Annotated in this window: 17 protein-coding genes and 1 riboswitch; of the genes, 11 read left to right on the top strand and 6 right to left on the bottom strand. The window is 72.9% G+C overall.

Translation table 11 applies throughout. The features are described 5' to 3' along the window. Positions 1-31 precede the first annotated feature (31 nt). The 3 genes from ACZ60Q_RS32515 to ACZ60Q_RS32505 all read right to left on the bottom strand — a co-directional run bounded on the left by ACZ60Q_RS32515 (position 32) and on the right by ACZ60Q_RS32505 (position 2,927). A complete protein-coding gene (locus ACZ60Q_RS32515; RefSeq protein WP_469641156.1) occupies positions 32-997 on the bottom strand; it encodes a cobalamin biosynthesis protein in 966 nt (321 codons plus the stop codon). 138 nt (positions 998-1,135) lie between these two features. Further along, positions 1,136-1,265, bottom strand: a riboswitch (cobalamin riboswitch). 165 nt (positions 1,266-1,430) lie between these two features. Next, positions 1,431-1,661, bottom strand: a complete 231-nt coding sequence (locus tag ACZ60Q_RS32510; protein WP_469641155.1) for a hypothetical protein — start codon at positions 1,659-1,661, stop codon at positions 1,431-1,433. A 12-nt stretch (positions 1,662-1,673) separates the two neighbouring features. After that, positions 1,674-2,927, bottom strand: a complete 1,254-nt coding sequence (locus tag ACZ60Q_RS32505; protein WP_469641154.1) for an inorganic phosphate transporter — start codon at positions 2,925-2,927, stop codon at positions 1,674-1,676. Positions 2,928-3,204: 277 nt separating this feature from the next. On the opposite strand from ACZ60Q_RS32505, the gene ACZ60Q_RS32500 reads away from it, so the two are divergent. The 6 genes from ACZ60Q_RS32500 (at position 3,205) to ACZ60Q_RS32475 (ending at position 10,272) form a co-directional block, all read left to right on the top strand. Then, a complete protein-coding gene (locus ACZ60Q_RS32500) occupies positions 3,205-3,864 on the top strand; it encodes a class II aldolase/adducin family protein (protein ID WP_469641153.1) in 660 nt (219 codons plus the stop codon). 232 nt (positions 3,865-4,096) lie between these two features. Next, the gene (locus ACZ60Q_RS32495; protein ID WP_469641152.1) at positions 4,097-5,224 is read left to right on the top strand and encodes an alpha/beta hydrolase; all 1,128 of its coding nucleotides are present in this window, start codon (positions 4,097-4,099) and stop codon (positions 5,222-5,224) included. 184 nt (positions 5,225-5,408) lie between these two features. Beyond that, the gene (locus ACZ60Q_RS32490) at positions 5,409-6,758 is read left to right on the top strand and encodes a hypothetical protein (protein ID WP_469641208.1); all 1,350 of its coding nucleotides are present in this window, start codon (positions 5,409-5,411) and stop codon (positions 6,756-6,758) included. A 435-nt stretch (positions 6,759-7,193) separates the two neighbouring features. Next, a complete protein-coding gene (locus tag ACZ60Q_RS32485; protein ID WP_469641151.1) occupies positions 7,194-8,792 on the top strand; it encodes an ABC-F family ATP-binding cassette domain-containing protein in 1,599 nt (532 codons plus the stop codon). Between the two features lie 320 nt (positions 8,793-9,112). Beyond that, positions 9,113-9,334: a helix-turn-helix domain-containing protein gene (locus ACZ60Q_RS32480; RefSeq protein ID WP_006123601.1), complete on the top strand. Its 222-nt coding sequence runs from the start codon at positions 9,113-9,115 to the stop codon at positions 9,332-9,334. Positions 9,335-9,480: 146 nt separating this feature from the next. Further along, entirely contained in the window at positions 9,481-10,272 is a 792-nt protein-coding gene (locus ACZ60Q_RS32475; protein WP_469641150.1) for an enoyl-CoA hydratase/isomerase family protein, read from the top strand. Between the two features lie 29 nt (positions 10,273-10,301). Here ACZ60Q_RS32475 and ACZ60Q_RS32470 read toward each other — a convergent pair whose 3' ends face one another. Further along, on the bottom strand, positions 10,302-11,060 hold the full coding sequence (locus ACZ60Q_RS32470) for a hypothetical protein (RefSeq protein WP_469641149.1): 759 nt from the start codon (positions 11,058-11,060) through the stop codon (positions 10,302-10,304). Between the two features lie 93 nt (positions 11,061-11,153). Here ACZ60Q_RS32470 and ACZ60Q_RS32465 point away from each other — a divergent pair, with 93 nt between their 5' ends. From ACZ60Q_RS32465 to amaP, 5 genes are read left to right on the top strand one after another with little or no spacing between them, the layout of a single operon-like run. Beyond that, the gene (locus ACZ60Q_RS32465) at positions 11,154-11,624 is read left to right on the top strand and encodes an Asp23/Gls24 family envelope stress response protein (protein WP_469641148.1); all 471 of its coding nucleotides are present in this window, start codon (positions 11,154-11,156) and stop codon (positions 11,622-11,624) included. Between the two features lie 47 nt (positions 11,625-11,671). Continuing rightward, positions 11,672-11,863 carry a hypothetical protein gene (locus tag ACZ60Q_RS32460; protein ID WP_012381448.1) on the top strand — a complete coding sequence of 64 codons (192 nt, stop codon included), beginning with the start codon at positions 11,672-11,674 and terminating at the stop codon, positions 11,861-11,863. Beyond that, a complete protein-coding gene (locus tag ACZ60Q_RS32455; protein WP_469641147.1) occupies positions 11,860-12,210 on the top strand; it encodes an Asp23/Gls24 family envelope stress response protein in 351 nt (116 codons plus the stop codon). The genes ACZ60Q_RS32460 and ACZ60Q_RS32455 overlap by 4 nt, the downstream gene beginning before the upstream one ends. Next, positions 12,207-12,890 (top strand): DUF6286 domain-containing protein, encoded by a 684-nt coding sequence (locus ACZ60Q_RS32450; RefSeq protein WP_469641146.1) that lies wholly within the window; start codon positions 12,207-12,209, stop codon positions 12,888-12,890. The genes ACZ60Q_RS32455 and ACZ60Q_RS32450 overlap by 4 nt, the downstream gene beginning before the upstream one ends. A gap of 5 nt (positions 12,891-12,895) precedes the next feature. Beyond that, complete coding sequence (gene amaP, locus ACZ60Q_RS32445; protein WP_469641145.1) at positions 12,896-13,474, top strand: alkaline shock response membrane anchor protein AmaP; 579 nt, start codon at positions 12,896-12,898, stop codon at positions 13,472-13,474. A 35-nt stretch (positions 13,475-13,509) separates the two neighbouring features. On the opposite strand, the gene ACZ60Q_RS32440 is transcribed toward amaP, so the two are convergent. Beyond that, a complete protein-coding gene (locus tag ACZ60Q_RS32440; RefSeq protein ID WP_469641144.1) occupies positions 13,510-14,265 on the bottom strand; it encodes an SDR family oxidoreductase in 756 nt (251 codons plus the stop codon). Positions 14,266-14,269: 4 nt separating this feature from the next. After that, entirely contained in the window at positions 14,270-16,063 is a 1,794-nt protein-coding gene (locus ACZ60Q_RS32435; protein WP_469641143.1) for a glycoside hydrolase family 15 protein, read from the bottom strand. Between the last annotated feature and the right edge of the window lie 61 nt (positions 16,064-16,124).

The raw sequence follows: 16,124 nt of genomic DNA, 5'->3' as shown, positions 1-16,124 counted from the left end.
CGTTGCCGTACCGCGTTCCGTGCCGGACCGTTCATGACCGTCTCCGCTCCCGCCCCGCGACCAGCAGGCCCGCGATCAGCCGCCCCGCCACGCACACACCGAGGGCCAGTGTGCTCACCCGGCGCGACAGCCGTACCGCGCGTTCGATGTCCGCGCCCCGCACGTCCCGCCCGGACTCCCCGTTCAGCACCGGTCGGTGCTCGACGCGCCCCGCGTACGCCAGGGTCCCGCCCAGCCGTACGCCGAGCGCTCCCGCGAACGCGGCCTCCACCGGCCCCGCGTTCGGGCTCGGGTGACGCCCCGCGTCCGCCCTCCAGGCGCGTACGGCCTCCCGGGGCCGCCCGCCCGCCGCCACGGCCAGCGCGGCCGTCAGGCGGGCGCCGGGCCACCCCGTGAGGTCGTCCAGGCGGGCCGAGGCCCAGCCGTAGCGACGGTAGCGGGGCGACTTGTGGCCGACCATCGCGTCGAGCGTGTTCACGGCCCGGAAGCCGACGAGCCCCGGCACCCCGCCGATCGCCCCCCACACCAGCGCGCCGACGACGGCGTCCGAGGTGTTCTCGGCGACCGACTCGACGACCGCGCGGGCGATGCCCGGACCGTCCAGGGAGTGCGGATCGCGCCCGCACAGGTGCGGCAGCCGCTCCCGTGCCACGTCCAGGTCCCCGGCGGCCAGGGCGCCGCCGATGGCGCGGGCCTCCCGCCCCAGCGAGGTCACCCCGACGACGGACCAGGTGGTGGCGGCGGTCAGCGCGACGGCAAGCGCGGGGCGTCCCCGGGTGGCGCGGGCGGCCAGCGCGGCGACCCCCGCGGCGCCCCCGGCGCACACGAGGGTGTGCAGGGCGCCCGCGCCCCGGTCGTCACGCCACAGGCGGGATTCGGCCCGCGCGGCGGCGCGGCCGAATCCGGCGACGGGGTGGCCCCGACGGGGATCGCCGAGCAGGGCGTCGGCGATCAGCCCGGCCGTGGCGCCGTACGCGAAGACGCGGTCGGCACGCACGACTCAGCCCGTCGCGGGGAGAGGAGTTCCGGCACCAGGGCCTGTCGTAGGGGGCACAGGAAGCGGCACACGGCGGCCGGGCATGGCGTAGGTCCTCACTCAGGGTCCGCGCCCTGGTTCGACGTGACCGGCGACGAGAGTCTCCTGGCTTCCGGATCCGCGGTTCCCCCGGCCTTCCAGCCCGCGTGTCGCGAGCCGTGACGTCCGGTGTGGGGGAGCGCTCCCCGGTGACAGTGGCGGGACCGCGCCGGATTCGCACCGGCTTCCTCTGCTGTCGCCGTAAATGGCTCCGGCAGTCCACCACGCCCCGCGAACAACCGTCAACTCGCTGTTGACCTGCGGGGCTGCACGGTGTGCGGACGCACGTCGGGCCGGACACACGAGGGTGTGTCCGGCCCGAAGGTGTACGCGGTCAGGCGTGCGGGGATCGGGGTCAGGCGACGATCAGGTAGATCCCGTACGAGACCGCAGCAACGCACAGCCCGAAGCAGGCGTACGCGCCGGTGCGCGCCAGGGCGACCGATCCGCCGGAGCCGCTGCTTCCGGCCGTGGCGGACTGCTTGGAGAGGGCGACGATGCCCACGGTGAAGAGGCCGACCAGCGCGATGGTGACCACAAGACTGACACCGAAGACGGCGGCGAGAGCTGCCCAGTCGATTTTCATGCGGATCTGTCCTTACACCTTGGCCGACGGCCGGGCCGGGTCGTCGGGCACCGGGGCCGGAATGGTGGTCGTGAGGTCGGAGGCCGGGCCTCCGACGGGTGGCGGCTGGACCGCGGCGATGGCGGTGGTGACGACGCCCTGGGGCTCGTCGTCGCCCGTGTCGTTGACATTGGTGTGGTCGACCGGCTGGCGGCGCGAGGCCAGCCAGATGGCGAAGGAACCGCCCACCAGGAGGACCGCGGTCACAGCGATGCCCCAGGGTCCCTGCTTGGTCAGGAACTCGGCGCCCGCGCCGATCAGGCCCGCGGCCGGGAGCGTGAGGCCCCAGGCGACGAACATCCGGGTGGCGGTGGACCAGCGGACCACACCGCCCTTGCGGCCGAGGCCCGCGCCCATCACGGCACCGGAGCAGGACTGCGTGGTGGAGAGCGAGAAGCCGAGGTGCGAGGAGGCCAGGATGACGGTCGCCGCACTGGTCTGGGCGGCGAAGCCCTGCGGCGGCTGGAGGTCGGTCAGACCCCTGCCCATGGTGCGGATGATGCGCCAGCCGCCGAGGTAGGTGCCGAGCGCGATGGCCACACCGGCGGAGACGATGACCCACATGGGCGGGTTGGAGCCGGGGGCCAGGACACCGCTGGTGACCAGCGCCAGGGTGATGATGCCCATCGTCTTCTGGGCGTCATTGGTGCCGTGGGCGAGCGAGACGAGACCGGCGGAGGCGATCTGCCCGGCCCGGTAGCCCTTGGCGGTCGACTTGAGCTGGTTCGGGTCGGTGACCTTCCGGTTGATCCGGTACGTCAGTCGCGTGGCCAGCATCGCGGCGATACCGGCCACCAGGGGAGCCGCGATCGCGGGCAGCAGCACCTTGGTGACGACGGTGCCGCCGTTGATCGAGGACCAGCCGGCCGACATGACGGCGGCGCCGATCAGTCCGCCGAACAGGGCGTGGGAGGAGCTGGACGGCAGGCCCAGCAGCCAGGTCAGGAGGTTCCACAGGATGGCGCCGACGAGCGCCGCGAAGATGACCTCGGTTCTGATGCCGTCCTCGTTGACAATCCCGCCGGAGATCGTCTTGGCGACCTCCACCGACAGGAACGCGCCGATCAGGTTGAGTACGGCGGACATCGCCACCGCTGTCTTGGGCTTCAGAGCGCCGGTCGAGATGGTCGTCGCCATCGCGTTGGCGGTGTCGTGGAAACCGTTCGTGAAATCGAACACGAGAGCTGTCACGACCACAATCGCAAGCAGCAGCGTGATGTGTTCCATTTACCCAGGCAATCGTTCGACGTCAGTGGCATGTGGACCGTAGGCAACCTGGATGAACGGAAGGTGAACTGGGCAGGGCGTTGCGGTGACTCCAAGCGGAGCGTGTTGACTCCGCTTGTGTGCGGGAGGGTCTGTGTGATGCCTCTGAGGTGCGGCGTTGGCGGCCTTTTGCCGCGATTCGGCGAACATTTTGAACGGCTGTTCGGCACCCGGAAGAGATCCCCGTCACCTCCCATGTGATGTTCCGGTTGCGCCTTCCGCCCCCTACGCTCGCCCCATGAGCGAGCAGCACCCGGAATCCGTCCGCCAGGCCTGGCGGGGTGTCGTCGACACAGCCCGCCGCAGCGCGGCGGACGGACTGGTCGTCGGCACCTCGGGCAATGTGTCGGCCCGCGTCGGCGACCTGGTCCTGGTCACGCCCAGCGGGGTGCCCTACGACCGGCTCGGCCCCCAGGACGCGGTCGGCGTCGACCTGGAAGGCCGCCAGGTCCTCGGCGACCTCGCGCCGACCAGCGAACTCCCCCTCCACCTGGCCGTCTACCGCTCCGCCGACGCCGCCGCCGTGGTCCACACCCACGCCGTGCACGCCACCGCCGTCTCCACGCTCGTCACCGAGGTGCCGCTCGTCCACTACGCGGCCGCCATCCTCGGCGGCCCCGTCCGCACCGCCGCCTACGCCCGCTACGGCACCCCGGAACTGGCCGAAGCCATGCTCGGGGCCCTTCGGGACCGCACCGGCTGTCTGCTGGCCAACCACGGCACCGTCACCTACGGCGACACGCTCGACCAGGCCTACGAGCGCACCGCCCAACTGGAGTGGCTCTGCCGTCTCTGGCTCACCGCGAGCTCCGTGCCCGGCCGCACCCCGTCCCTGCTCGACGCGGCCCAGCTGGACGAGGTGACGGAAGCGCTCAAGGGATACGGCCAGTCCGGCTGAGCCGCGCCCGCGTTCCGCGCCTGCCCCCCGGCGCCCTCGCGAACCATCCGGGGCCCGACCCCTGGCCCCGACCCCTGGCCCCGGACCCCGGCCCCGACCCCCGGTCCCGGCCCCGGACGGCCCGACGACGGCTCGTGTCGGCCCCGGACGGCCCCGACCAACCCCGACCCGCGCCCGCCCCGGACGGGCCCGTCCGCTGGCAGCCCGCCTCCCGCCCCACGACACTGAAGCGGTGCGCCCGGTAACCGCGACGGCAACGGCCGTCACCACGATCCTCGGCGTCGGTGCGACAGCGGTCGCGGCCGGCCGGTACGCCAGCGACGTCGCCCTCAAAGCGGCGCCCGGACGTCCCCTCCCCGCCGACCGCAGACTCACCGTGCACGCCACGGCGGCCGGACAGGTCACCCTGACCCGGTCCTTCTCGGCGCTCCGGCCCGGCATCTACGGTCTGTCCGGATCCGGCGTCCACGCGGTCGTCGGGCCCGTCGTCGAAGGGGCCTCCCAAGCTGCCGACACCGTCGTCCGCAGACTGGAGAGCGTCGGCCAGGGGCTCCTCGAACCGGGCGTGAAAGTCCGGCTCACCCCCGCGCTGTACGGGGGTGACCCGAGCGGCGGCCCCGGGCTGGACCACCAGGAGGTCGAGATCCCCGGTGAGCTGGGAACCCTGCCCGCCTGGTACGTCCCCGGCGCCCGCGACACCTGGGTGATCACCGTGCACGGCCTCGGCACCACCCGGACCCACCCCATGAACCTGATGGGGTTCCTGCACGGACAGCGCCTCCCCGTGCTCGACCTCGCCTACCGGGGCGACCCCGGAGCCCCCCGCCCCGCGGACGGCCTCGGCCACTTCGGCGCCTCCGAGTGGCGCGACCTCGACGCCGCTCTCCGCTGGGCCCTGCGCCACGGGGCCCGGAACGTGATCGTCCACGGCTGGTCCACCGGCGCCACCATGGCTCTGTACGCCGCGGTCGAGTCCCCGCTCCGCGACCGGATCAGCGGCCTCGTCCTCGACTCCCCGGTGCTGGACTGGGCGGTCACCCTGCGCGCCCTGGCCGCGGCCCGCGGTGTCCCGGCCGCCCTGCTGCCGCTCGCCGTGCGCGCCGCCCAGGGCAGGACCGGGATGAACGCCGCCCCGGTGCTGGAGACCTCGGCGCCGGCCTCCCTGCGCACCCCGACCCTGATCCTGCACGGCCCGGACGACACGATCGCCCCCTGGGGCGCCTCCCGCGAGCTCGCCGCCCGCCGCCCGGACCTGGTCAGCCTCCACGCCGTACCGCAGGCTCCACATGCGTCGATGTGGAACGCCGATCAGGTCCGCTACGAGGAGACCCTGCGACGCTTCCTCACGCCCCTGATGTGAGCCGATGGGGTGAACTCTCCCGCTTGCCATCGCACCGGGGGAACCTTTCCCGTACCGGCGAAACGCCTTCCGTTTGGGCTTTCGGGCCGTCAGGAGCAAGACTGCTCCCGTGACGTCCCGTACTCCGCGCGACTCCAGGCTGCGACTTGTCCGCCCGCGACCCCTCGCTACCGCCCGCAAGGCCGTGACGACCCGGCGTACCAGGCCGGCTCCCCGGCCCCCCGAGGGCACCCCGCCCCGGACGGAACTGGCACGCCAGGCCAGGGCGGTGCTCGCCGACGCCGTACGCATCGCCCACTGGGCGGCCGGCCCGCCGGGGCCGGGCACCGCCGCCCCGCTCGCGGCCCACGCCCTCGAACGGGCGGCCACCACTCTGGAACTCTCCCCGGCGCAGGTCCGCGCCGGTTGGGACCGGGCCCGGCTGGCCGGACTGATCGAACTGCACGGCGACACCGCCCGTCCCGGCTGGCGACTGCGCGCCTGGGACCGGGACGACTCCGCCGTCCTGCGCGGCTGGGTGGCGCTCTTCGATGCCTGGTCGCTCGTCCACGCCGCACCCGCGGACATCGAGGCGGGCGCGGTCGCCGAAGCCGTCGAGGCCGTGCCCCAGGTGCTCTCCCTCCTCCAGCTCTCCGCGGGTCCCGTCACCGTCCCCGCCCTGCTGGACCTCCTCGGGCAGCGCGTCGCCGAACTCCAGGAGGAGCGCTGCGAAGTGCCCCTGGGGCCCGGCAGAACCGGGCCCGCCGCCCCGGCGGAGAGCCCCGCCGGGGCGCGGGCGGCCGAAAGCGGCGCCGGACCCGCCCGGAGCGCCGGCCTCAACGCCCTGCTGCTCGACTGGGCCCTGGAGGGCCTCGCCGCCGTCGGGGCGCTGACGCTCGGCAAAGGGCACGCCACCCTCACCCCGCTCGGCAACTGGGCGGTCTGGGTCAAGCTGGAGCAGATCTGCGTCGCGGCCCAGAGCCCGGCCGGGAACATCGAGCAGTCCGCCGCCGACATGCTCCTCGGCTGCGCCCGGCTCACCCCCGGCCCGGCCCGCGACGAATACCGCGCCTGGCTCGCCGCCCGCACCGTCGGCAGCGCCGTCGCCGAACTGCTGGCCGTCGCCCGGGGCGAGGACGCGCTGCTGCGCGGACTGGCCTTCGAGGCGCTGAGGGTCGTCGGCGCCCCCGCCGAACCCGAGGTCCGCGCCGTGCTCCGCGAACCCTCGCTGCGGCCCTACGCGCTGCTCTGGCTCGCCGAGTACGAGGGCAACGACCCGGATGACGCCCAGGACGTCCTCAGCCGCGAGGAGGCCACCTGGCTCTGGGTCGACACCGCGGCGGCCGTCGCCGACCACGGCGAGACCGGGCTGCTGGTCCGCCACCTCGACTCCGCCGTCCAGGGCACCGTCCCGGCCCTGCTCGACGAGGTCAGAGCCGTCGGTCATCCGCGCACCGTCCAGGTCCTGGTCGCCCTGGCCGCGGCCCACCCGGACCCGGCCCTGGCCAAGGCGGTCCGCCGGGCCGCCTTCCAGGTGCACACCGGAGGAGCCTGAGCCCGGGCCCCGGGCGACCCCGGGGCGCCGCGTGAAGCCCGGCCGCCCGTCCTGCGAGCGCCCGGCGTCCCCATCCGGTTCCGTACGCGGTGGCCGTACTCGTGCGCCACGGCGTCCGCCCGGGCGAACGGACCGCACCGGAGCCGGACTCCGTCCGCAGGCCCGGTCGCCGCGGGGCCGCGTCACCGGCGAAGAGGCCCGGCAGATCGGGCCTCTCCTCCGGTGACGCGGAAGAGCGGGCGCGGGATCAGGGCCATCACTCCAGTGATGCCGCCTGTGCCAAGTATCGGACGGTTTGTCCCGACAGGGGCGCGGACAAAGAAGTTGCGCACCGCCAGTAGAATGGGCCGTATGGCTTTTCTCCATGTGCATTAGCGGCGTCGAGAGACCTCCGCCCTCGTCCCTCCGCCGTCCACACTGCCCTGGAGTCTTTCCGTGATCACCGCTTCCGGCATCGAGCTGCGCGCCGGCGCCCGCATCCTCATCGAATCCGCTTCCTTCCGTATCGCCAAGGGCGACCGCATCGGCCTCGTCGGCCGCAACGGAGCGGGCAAGACCACTCTCACCAAGTGCCTCGCCGGCGAGGGCACCCCCGCCGGGGGCACCATCACCAAGTCCGGCGAGGTGGGCTACCTCCCGCAGGACCCCCGCACCGGCGACCTGGACATCCTCGCCCGCGACCGCATCCTCTCCGCCCGCGGTCTCGACACGATCCTGCGCAAGATGCGCGAGAACGAGGAGCGGATGGCGAACGGGCAGGGCGCCACCCGCGAGAAGGCGATGAAGAAGTACGAGCGCCTGGAGACGGAGTTCCTCACCAAGGGCGGGTACGCCGCCGAGGCCGAGGCCGCCACCATCGCCGCCGCGCTCAGCCTGCCCGACCGGGTCCTCGGCCAGCCCCTGCACACGCTCTCCGGCGGTCAGCGCCGCCGCGTGGAGCTGGCCAGGATCCTCTTCTCGGACGCCGACACCCTGCTCCTGGACGAGCCGACCAACCACCTCGACGCCGACTCCGTCGTCTGGCTGCGCGACTACCTCAAGTCCTACCGCGGCGGCTTCGTCGTGATCTCCCACGATGTCGAGCTGGTCGAGACGGTCGTCAACAAGGTGTTCTACCTCGACGCCAACCGCTCCCAGATCGACGTCTACAACATGGGCTGGAAGCTCTACCAGCAGCAGCGCGAGGCCGACGAGAAGCGCCGCAAGCGCGAGCGCCAGAACGCCGAGAAGAAGGCCGCGACCCTCAACGCGCAGGCCGACAAGATGCGCGCCAAGGCCACCAAGACCGTCGCCGCCCAGAACATGGCCAAGCGCGCCGACCGGCTGCTCTCCGGCCTGGAGGCCGTGCGGGTCTCCGACAAGGTCGCCAAGCTGCGCTTCCCCGACCCTTCGCCCTGCGGCAAGACCCCGCTGATGGCGGAGGGCCTGTCCAAGTCGTACGGCTCGCTGGAGATCTTCACCGACGTCGACCTCGCCATCGACAAGGGCTCCCGCGTCGTCATCCTCGGTCTCAACGGCGCCGGCAAGACCACGCTGCTCCGCCTGCTCGGCGGCGCCGAGAAGCCCGACACCGGCGAGATCATCGAGGGGCACGGCCTCAAGCTCGGCTACTACGCCCAGGAGCACGAGACCCTCGACCCGGAGCGCACGGTCCTGGAGAACATGCGCTCCGCCGCGCCCGACCTCGACCTCGTGGCGGTCCGCAAGACGCTCGGCTCCTTCCTCTTCTCCGGCGACGACGTCGACAAGCCCGCGGGAGTGCTCTCCGGCGGTGAGAAGACCCGGCTCGCCCTCGCGACCCTGGTCGTCTCCTCCGCCAATGTGCTCCTGCTCGACGAGCCGACGAACAACCTCGACCCCGCCAGCCGTGAGGAGATCCTCGGCGCGCTGCGCACCTACAAGGGCGCGGTCGTCCTCGTCACCCACGACGAGGGCGCCGTCGAGGCGCTCCAGCCGGAGCGGATCATCCTGCTCCCGGACGGCGTCGAGGACCTCTGGGGAGCGGACTACCGCGACCTCGTCGCTCTCGCCTGATCCACCGGGGATAGATCATTCGGCCTACGCGTGATCCATCATCTGCGTGAGGACGTCTCGTACTCCGGTGGCGCGCCCGGCGCTCACCTGCCGTGCGCCCCTCTTCCGGTCACTCTCCCCCGTACGGCCCTGACCTGGCAGTTCTCTTGCCGGTTCGGGCTGGGCGCCCTCGCGCTCCCTCGGGAATCAGGGATTCCGCCCGTGCCGATGTGCTGCGCGTCCGGGAAACCGCTCGCACCGACCTTGCCGAATGGGTGGCCAGGAAGCGCGGGAGGGGTGATCATGAGAGTCCAGAGCGCACTTCCCACGAGGAGGCACGGGTGGCCGAGACTCTGAAGAAGGGCAGCCGGGTAACCGGCGCCGCGCGTGACAAGCTCGCGGCAGACCTGAAGAAGAAGTACGACTCCGGTGCGAGCATCCGGGCGCTGGCCGAGGAAACCGGCCGCTCCTACGGGTTCGTCCACCGGATGCTCAGTGAATCCGGAGTGACGCTGCGAGGACGCGGCGGCGCGACACGGGGCAAGAAGGCCGCTTCGGCCTGAGGCCTCTGAGGTTTCGGCGTCTTCGACGTCATTTCGGGACCAACGGAATTCGGGGTGACCACCCGGCCGACCGCAAGGTCGTCCGGGTGGTTACTGTTCAGTCACTTAATTCCGAGTGCTGACCGCACCCCATCCGGAGGCGTCCCATGACCTCGCTCGACACTGTGCTCGACAAGGACGGCGTTCGGCTCACCGTCGACGACGCCGTCGCCACGGTGACGCTCACCCATCCGGCCAAGCGCAACGCTCAGTCTCCCGCTCTGTGGCGGGCGTTGACCGAGGCCGGAAGGGAGCTGCCCGGTGCGGTCCGGGTCGTGGTGCTCCGCGGCGAGGGCACATCCTTCTCCGCGGGTCTCGACCGGCAGGCCTTCACTCCCGAGGGCTTCGACGGCGAGCCGTCCTTCCTCGACATGGCGCGCGGCCCGGAGGCCGAGCTCGACGCGATCATCGCCGCATACCAGGAGGCGTTCACCTGGTGGCGCCGCAACGACCTCGTGTCGATCGCGGCGGTCCAGGGCCATGCCATCGGCGCCGGCTTCCAGCTCGCCCTCGCCTGCGATCTGCGGATCGTCGCCGAGGACGTGCAGTTCGCCATGCGCGAGACCAGCCTCGGCCTCGTTCCCGACCTCACGGGCACCCACTCCCTGGTGCACCTCGTGGGGTATGCCCGCGCGCTCGAAATCTGCGCCACCGGCCGCTTCGTGCACGCCGAGGAGGCCGAGCGCACCGGCCTCGCCAACCTCGTGGTCCCCGCCGGCCAGCTCGACGCGGCCGCCCGCGACCTGGCCGGGGCCCTGGTGGCGGCGCCCCGTGACGCCGTCGTCGAGACGAAGGCACTCCTGGCCGGCGCGCTCTCGCGTGACTACGAGGAGCAGCGCGTCGCCGAGCGGGCCGCCCAGGGCCGCCGGCTCCGCGACCTGGCGGGCATCACGGACTGACGGACGCCGGCCGCGGCGCAGCGCCGGGCTCAGCCGCCTGAGTCGGGCTCCACCACGTCCGTGATCAGCACCGAGACCGGCAGCCGATCCTCAGCGGCCGCCGCCACCGCCGTGCGCACCGACCGGGCGACATCCAGCGCCCGGTGGTCCCCGGCCGTCGCCACCTCGACCCGCACATGGTCGCGGGCGGTGTGCACCGGGCCGCCCAGGACCCGGGTCAGCGAGACGACTCCCGGCACCCCGGCGGCAGCAGCCGCCACCGGCCCCTCCGGCTCCGCGCCCGGGGCCGGCGTCGCCGTCTTCGCGGCCGTCACCTGATCGGCCGCACCGTCCTCCAGCAGTGCCGTGACCGTCAGGTCCACCTCGGCGATCTCCAGACCCAGCCGGGCGGTGGCGGCCGTGAGCAGCGCCGCGCGCAGGGCCGCCGCGGTGTCGGGCAGCGGCCGGTCCGGGGTGGTGGAGAACTCCGCCTCGATCCGCAGCGGTACCGACGGCAGTGCGTTCGGCGGAGCCGGGGGCGGCTCGGGGTCCGCCGGGTCCCGCGACGGGTCGGGGCCGCCGCCGGCCACGGCCGCCTCCACAGCCTCCCGCGTCGGGCCGATCCGCAGCTTCCCCAGCACCGTCCCGGGGCGGGCCGCCGCCCCGCGCAGCACCGCGGCGGCAGCCGTCTCCGCGATCCACGCGCCGTCCGCCGGGCCGCCCAGCGGCAGCAGCCTGCCCAGACCCAGCCGTTGCCGTACCGCGGCGGTCCATCCGTCGACCCTCTGCGGGTTCCGCGCTGTTGTCATCGCCCCAGCCTGCCGCATCCACGGCGCGGGATGGGGAAAGCGCACTTAACGTGGGCAAGGAAGTCCCACCCTGTCCCGAAGGGAAGATCGGCGATGACTGAGAGCTCCCAGCGAAACAACCCCGACAGCGGCTCGGGCGGCAAGAACCTCGGCAAGCGCGGCGGCGGCGACCCCGGCACCCGGGGTCGTACCACCATCGCCGACGGCGTCGTCGAGAAGATCGCCGGAATGGCGGCACGCGATGTGGTCGGCGTCCACGCGATGGGCAGTGGCCTGTCGAGGACGTTCGGCGCCGTCCGCGACCGGGTCCCCGGCGGCGGCAAGTCCGTCACCCGCGGTGTGAAGGCGGAGGTCGGCGAGTCCCAGGCGGCCATCGATCTGGAGATCGTCGTCGACTACGGCGTGTCCATCTCCGATGTGGCCCGCGACGTGCGCGAGAACGTCGTCGCCGCGGTGGAACGTATGACCGGTCTCGAAGTCGTCGAGGTCAACATCGCGGTCAGCGACGTCAAGCTGCCCGACGAGGAGGACGACGAGGACGAGCCCGGACAACGGGTCCAGTAGTAGCTCTTCCCTATCTCCGTCGCACGCCAGTTGAGGAGAGAAACACGATGAGCATGGCTGTCGCCGGTCTGTTGGCCGGCATGGCGCTCGGGTTCGCCGGATATTTCGGCGGGTTCGGAGCTTTCGTACTGGTGGCCGCGCTGGGCGCGGTCGGCTTCATCGCCGGCCGCTTCCTGGACGGCGACCTGGAGCCCGGCGACTTCTTCCGGAGTCGCGAGCGCGGCGACCGGCGACGGTGACGGCGGTGACCGGCCGGGTCGCCGCCGCGATACGGGGCGAGACCCGGATCGCCGACCGCGTCGTCGCCAAGATCGCCGCCCAGGCGGCGAAGGAAGCGGTCGTCGAACCTCCCGCGGGCGGGGCGCCACCGCGTGCCACGGTCACCGTGCACCGCGACGCCGCCCGGGTCCGCGTCAGCCTGGAGCTCGGCTACCCCGGCGACATCGGCCGCCAGTGCGGTGCCGTACGCCGCAGGGTCGCCCAGCGGGTCAAGGCGCTGGCAGGCATGGAGGTGCCCGAGGTGGCCGTGCAGGTCGAACGGCTGCACCCCGCCGGGGCGGGCGCCGCACAGGGGAGGATCCGATGAGCGAACCAGGTGAACCGACCGGCTCCACCCGGCGGATGCCCACGGTGGGAGAGGCGGACGGCGATCCGCGCACGCCTGCCCCGGACGGATCGGCCGACGCCCGCGAACCGGTCCCCACTCTGGAACAGGGCGACACCGCCGCCGGCCGCTTCTGGTCCGCGCGCCGGGTCCCGGCCGCCCTGCTGGCCCTCGTGCTCCTGGGCGGGGCCGGGCTGCTGCTCTACGACATCGCCGCCGTACGGGCCGACCACCCGGCCATGCAGTGGCGTCGCTCCCTCGCCGACGGACTGGCCGAACGGCGACTGGACGACGTCACGGTGCTCATCGGGGCGGGCGTCGCGGCGCTGATCGGCCTCTGGCTGATCCTGCTGGCCCTCACCCCCGGACTGCGCGACCTGCTGCCGATGCGCCGCGACCGTGCCGACGTCCGGGCCGGACTCGACCGCACCGCCGCCGCGCTGGTCCTGCGGGACCGGTCCGTGGAAGTGTCCGGCGTGCAGTCCGTGCGGGTCAGGATGGGACGGCGGAAGGCGAAGGTGCGCGCACTCTCGCACTTCCGGGAACTCGACGACGTGCGGACCGATCTGGACGCCGTGCTGGAGAAGGCCGTCCGGGAACTGGGCCTGGCGCGTACGCCGGCCCTCTCCGTCCAGGTGCACCGACCGGCGAAGAAGGGATGAGCCGCATGCGCTCCACCGTCAACCGGGTCCTGCTGGCCCTGGCCGGGCTGGTGCTGGTCGTCGTCGGCGGAGCCGTGCTCGCCGCCGGCCTCGGCGCATCCGTGCCGTCCTGGTGGCCCTGGGACGGCAGGGACGACGTGCTGCTCAGCGCGGCCGGCCGACACCGCTGGAGCGATGAGGGCTGGTGGTGGCCGACCGTGATCGCCATCCTCGCCGTCCTCGTGGTCCTCGCCCTGTGGTGGTTCCTCGCCCAGCTCCGCCGAGGCCGGCTCGCCGAAGTGCTGGTGGACAGTGGTGACGGCGAAGGGGCACAGCTGAGGGGCCGCGCCCTGGAGGGCGCCCTCGCCGGGGAGGCGGGCGAACTGGACGGAGTGGCCCGTGCCCAGGCGATGCTGACCGGCCGCCGCACCGCGCCCCATGCCCGGCTCCGGCTGCTGATGGAGCCGCACGCCGCGCCCCTGGGGACACTGAACGCGGTCGCCGACGGGGCGCTGGTGCATGCCAGGAACTCGGCCGGTCTGGACGGACTTCCCGCCGAGGTGCGCCTGAAGGCCGTCAAGCACCGCGCGGAGCGGGTGTCCTGACGGCCCGTACGGAACCCCAGGAGCGGTAGGGCGGGTCAGAAGCCGTGCCGCGATCCGCCGTCGACCGGGACCATGATTCCCGTCAGATACGAGGCGGCGGGGGAGAGCAGAAAAGCCGCGGTCTTCCCGAACTCCTCGGGCGTCCCGTAGCGCCGCAGCGGGATCCGCGCCTCGTTCGCGGTGCGGGCGGCCTCCGCGTCGCCGGACAGGGCGTCCAGTTCGCGGACCCGGTCGGTGTCGATCCGGGCCGGGAGCACGCCCACCACCCTGATCCCGCGCGGGCCCAGCTCGTCGGCCAGCGACTTGGCGAAACCGGCGAGACCGGGGCGCAGGCCGTTGGAGATGGTCAGCCCCGCGATCGGCTCATGGACCGACCCGGAGAGCACGAAGCCGATCACGCCGCCCTCGCCGAGCGCGGCCGCGGCCGTCCGGGCGAGCCGTACCGCTCCCAGGAACACCGTCTCGAACGCCGTCTGCCACTGGTCGTCCGTGTTGTCCGCGAGGAAGCCGGGGGCGGGTCCGCCGACGCTGATGAGGATGCCGTCGAGCCGCCCGAAGTGTTCCCGCGCCGTGTCCACCAAGCGCTGTGCGGCGCTCGGGTCGGCGTTGTCGGCGGCGAGCCCGACCGTGTCCGGGCCCAGCTCGTCGGCGGCCTCCACCACGGACTTCTCGTCCCGGCCGGTGATGATCAGTTTCGCGCCGTCGGCGGCCAGGGAGCGGGCCGTGGCGTTGCCGAGGCCCCGGGTCGCTCCGGTGACGATGTAGACGCGGTCCTTCAGTCCAAGATCCATGGCCCTATCCTGCCGGGTCCTCACCGGCGAGGTCGACAGCGGAGTTCACCAGCCCGACGTGGCTGAAGGCCTGGGGGAAGTTGCCCAGCTGCCGCCCCGCCGCCACGTCGTACTCCTCGGCCAGCAGGCCGACGTCGTTGCGCAGCTCCAGCAGATGCTCGAACAGCTCCCGCGCCCCGTCCGGCCTGCCGATCCGCCGCAACGCGTCGACCAGCCAGAACGAGCAGGCGAGGAACGCGCCCTCGTCGCCCGGCAGTCCGTCCACGGAGGCGCCCTGGGTGCTGTAGCGACGGACCAGCCCGTCGCTGCCGAGCTCGTCGCGGACCGCGTCCACCGTGCCGATGACCCGGGGGTCGTCCGGCGGCAGGAACCCGGTCCGCACGATGAGCAGCGTCGCGGCGTCCAGCTCCCGTGACCCGTAGGACTGGGTGAAGGTGTTCCGCTCGGGGTCGTACCCCTTCTCGCAGACCTCGGCGTGCACGGCGTCCCGCATCGCCCGCCAGCGCTCCGCGTCGCCGGGCAGCTCGGGATCCTCCTCCAGCGAGCGCACCGCCCGGTCGGCGGCGACCCAGGCCATCACCTTGGAGTGCACGAAGTGCCGCCGGGCGCCTCGGATCTCCCACAGTCCCTCGTCCGGCTCGCGCCAGGTCGATTCCAGGAAGCCGAGCAGGCTGAGCTGGAGGTTCCAGGCGTGCGGCTTGTCGCCGAGACCGGCGACCCGGGCCAGGCGGAGCGCGTCGATGACCTCGCCGTACACGTCGAGCTGACGCTGCCGGACGGCCGCGTTGCCGGTGCGCACCGGCCGGGAGTGCTCGTACCCGGCGAGCCAGGGCAGCTCCGACTCCGGCAGCCGTCGCTCGCCCGCCAGCCCGTACATGATCTGGAGGTCGGCCGGGTCCCCGGCGACGGCCCGCAGCAGCCAGTCCCGCCAGGCCTTGGCCTCCTCCAGATAGCCGGCCGAGATCATCGCCCCGAGCGTCAGCGTGGCGTCCCGCAGCCAGCAGAAGCGGTAGTCCCAGTTCCGTACGCCGCCGATCTCCTCCGGGAGGGAGGTGGTCGGGGCCGCCACGATGCCGCCCGTCGGGCCGTACGTCAGCGCCTTCAGGGTGATCAGGGAGCGCAGCACGGCGTCACGGTAGGGGCCTTCGTAGGTGCAACGGTCGGACCACTTCGCCCAGTCGTGCAGGGTGTGCTTCAGCGCCTTGCGCGGGTCGATCAGCTTCGGGCGGGGCGAGTGCGATGGGTGCCAGGTCAGCACGAACGCCACGCTCTCGCCCTCGGCGACGGTGAACGAGGAGCAGGTGCTGAACTGCTGGCCCCACGTCTTGACCGGCGGTTCGCTGCGCAGCCATACGGCGTCGGGGCCGGCGACCGCCACCCGGTGGCCGTGCGAACGCCGCACCCAGGGCACCACCGAACCGAAGTCGAAGCGCAGCCGCAGCACCGAACTCATGTCGACGGTGCCGCTGACGCCCTCGACGATCCGCATCAGGTCCGGCGACCTGTCGCGCTGCGGCATGAAGTCGATGACCTTCACCGTGCCGGTCCGTGTCTCCCAGTACGTCTCCAGGACCAGGGAGCCGTCCACGTAACCGCGTCGGGTGCAGGTGTCCGAGGCATCTGTCCCCTTGGGGGCGATGCGCCAGTGGCCGTTCTCCTCGGTGCCGAGCAGGGCGGCGAAGCAGGCGCCGGAATCGAAGCGGGGCAGGCAGAGCCAGTCGACGGAACCGTTCCTGCCGACGAGCGCGGCGGTCTGGAGATCGCCGATCAGGGCGTAGTCCTCGATGCGTGGGGTCACGCCTGGCGTTTTCCCGAACCGGGCCGTTGTCAACCAGCCATCGGACCCGAGGGTGTGCCGG

This window comes from Streptomyces sp. NPDC104313, from assembly GCF_055583985.1.
The sequence above is the reverse complement of the archived record's forward strand: the minus strand, read 5'-3'. Positions and strand labels throughout refer to the sequence as shown.

Coding starts and splice junctions, on each gene's coding strand:
- ACZ60Q_RS32510 (WP_469641155.1), bottom strand. CDS start 1,661: ATGAAAATCGACTGGGCAGCTCTCGCCGCCGTCTTCGGTGTCAGTCTT.
- ACZ60Q_RS32505 (WP_469641154.1), bottom strand. CDS start 2,927: ATGGAACACATCACGCTGCTGCTTGCGATTGTGGTCGTGACAGCTCTC.
- ACZ60Q_RS32500 (WP_469641153.1), top strand. CDS start 3,205: ATGAGCGAGCAGCACCCGGAATCCGTCCGCCAGGCCTGGCGGGGTGTC.
- ACZ60Q_RS32475 (WP_469641150.1), top strand. CDS start 9,481: ATGACCTCGCTCGACACTGTGCTCGACAAGGACGGCGTTCGGCTCACC.
- ACZ60Q_RS32470 (WP_469641149.1), bottom strand. CDS start 11,060: ATGACAACAGCGCGGAACCCGCAGAGGGTCGACGGATGGACCGCCGCG.
- ACZ60Q_RS32465 (WP_469641148.1), top strand. CDS start 11,154: ATGACTGAGAGCTCCCAGCGAAACAACCCCGACAGCGGCTCGGGCGGC.
- ACZ60Q_RS32460 (WP_012381448.1), top strand. CDS start 11,672: ATGAGCATGGCTGTCGCCGGTCTGTTGGCCGGCATGGCGCTCGGGTTC.
- ACZ60Q_RS32450 (WP_469641146.1), top strand. CDS start 12,207: ATGAGCGAACCAGGTGAACCGACCGGCTCCACCCGGCGGATGCCCACG.
- amaP (WP_469641145.1), top strand. CDS start 12,896: ATGCGCTCCACCGTCAACCGGGTCCTGCTGGCCCTGGCCGGGCTGGTG.
- ACZ60Q_RS32440 (WP_469641144.1), bottom strand. CDS start 14,265: ATGGATCTTGGACTGAAGGACCGCGTCTACATCGTCACCGGAGCGACC.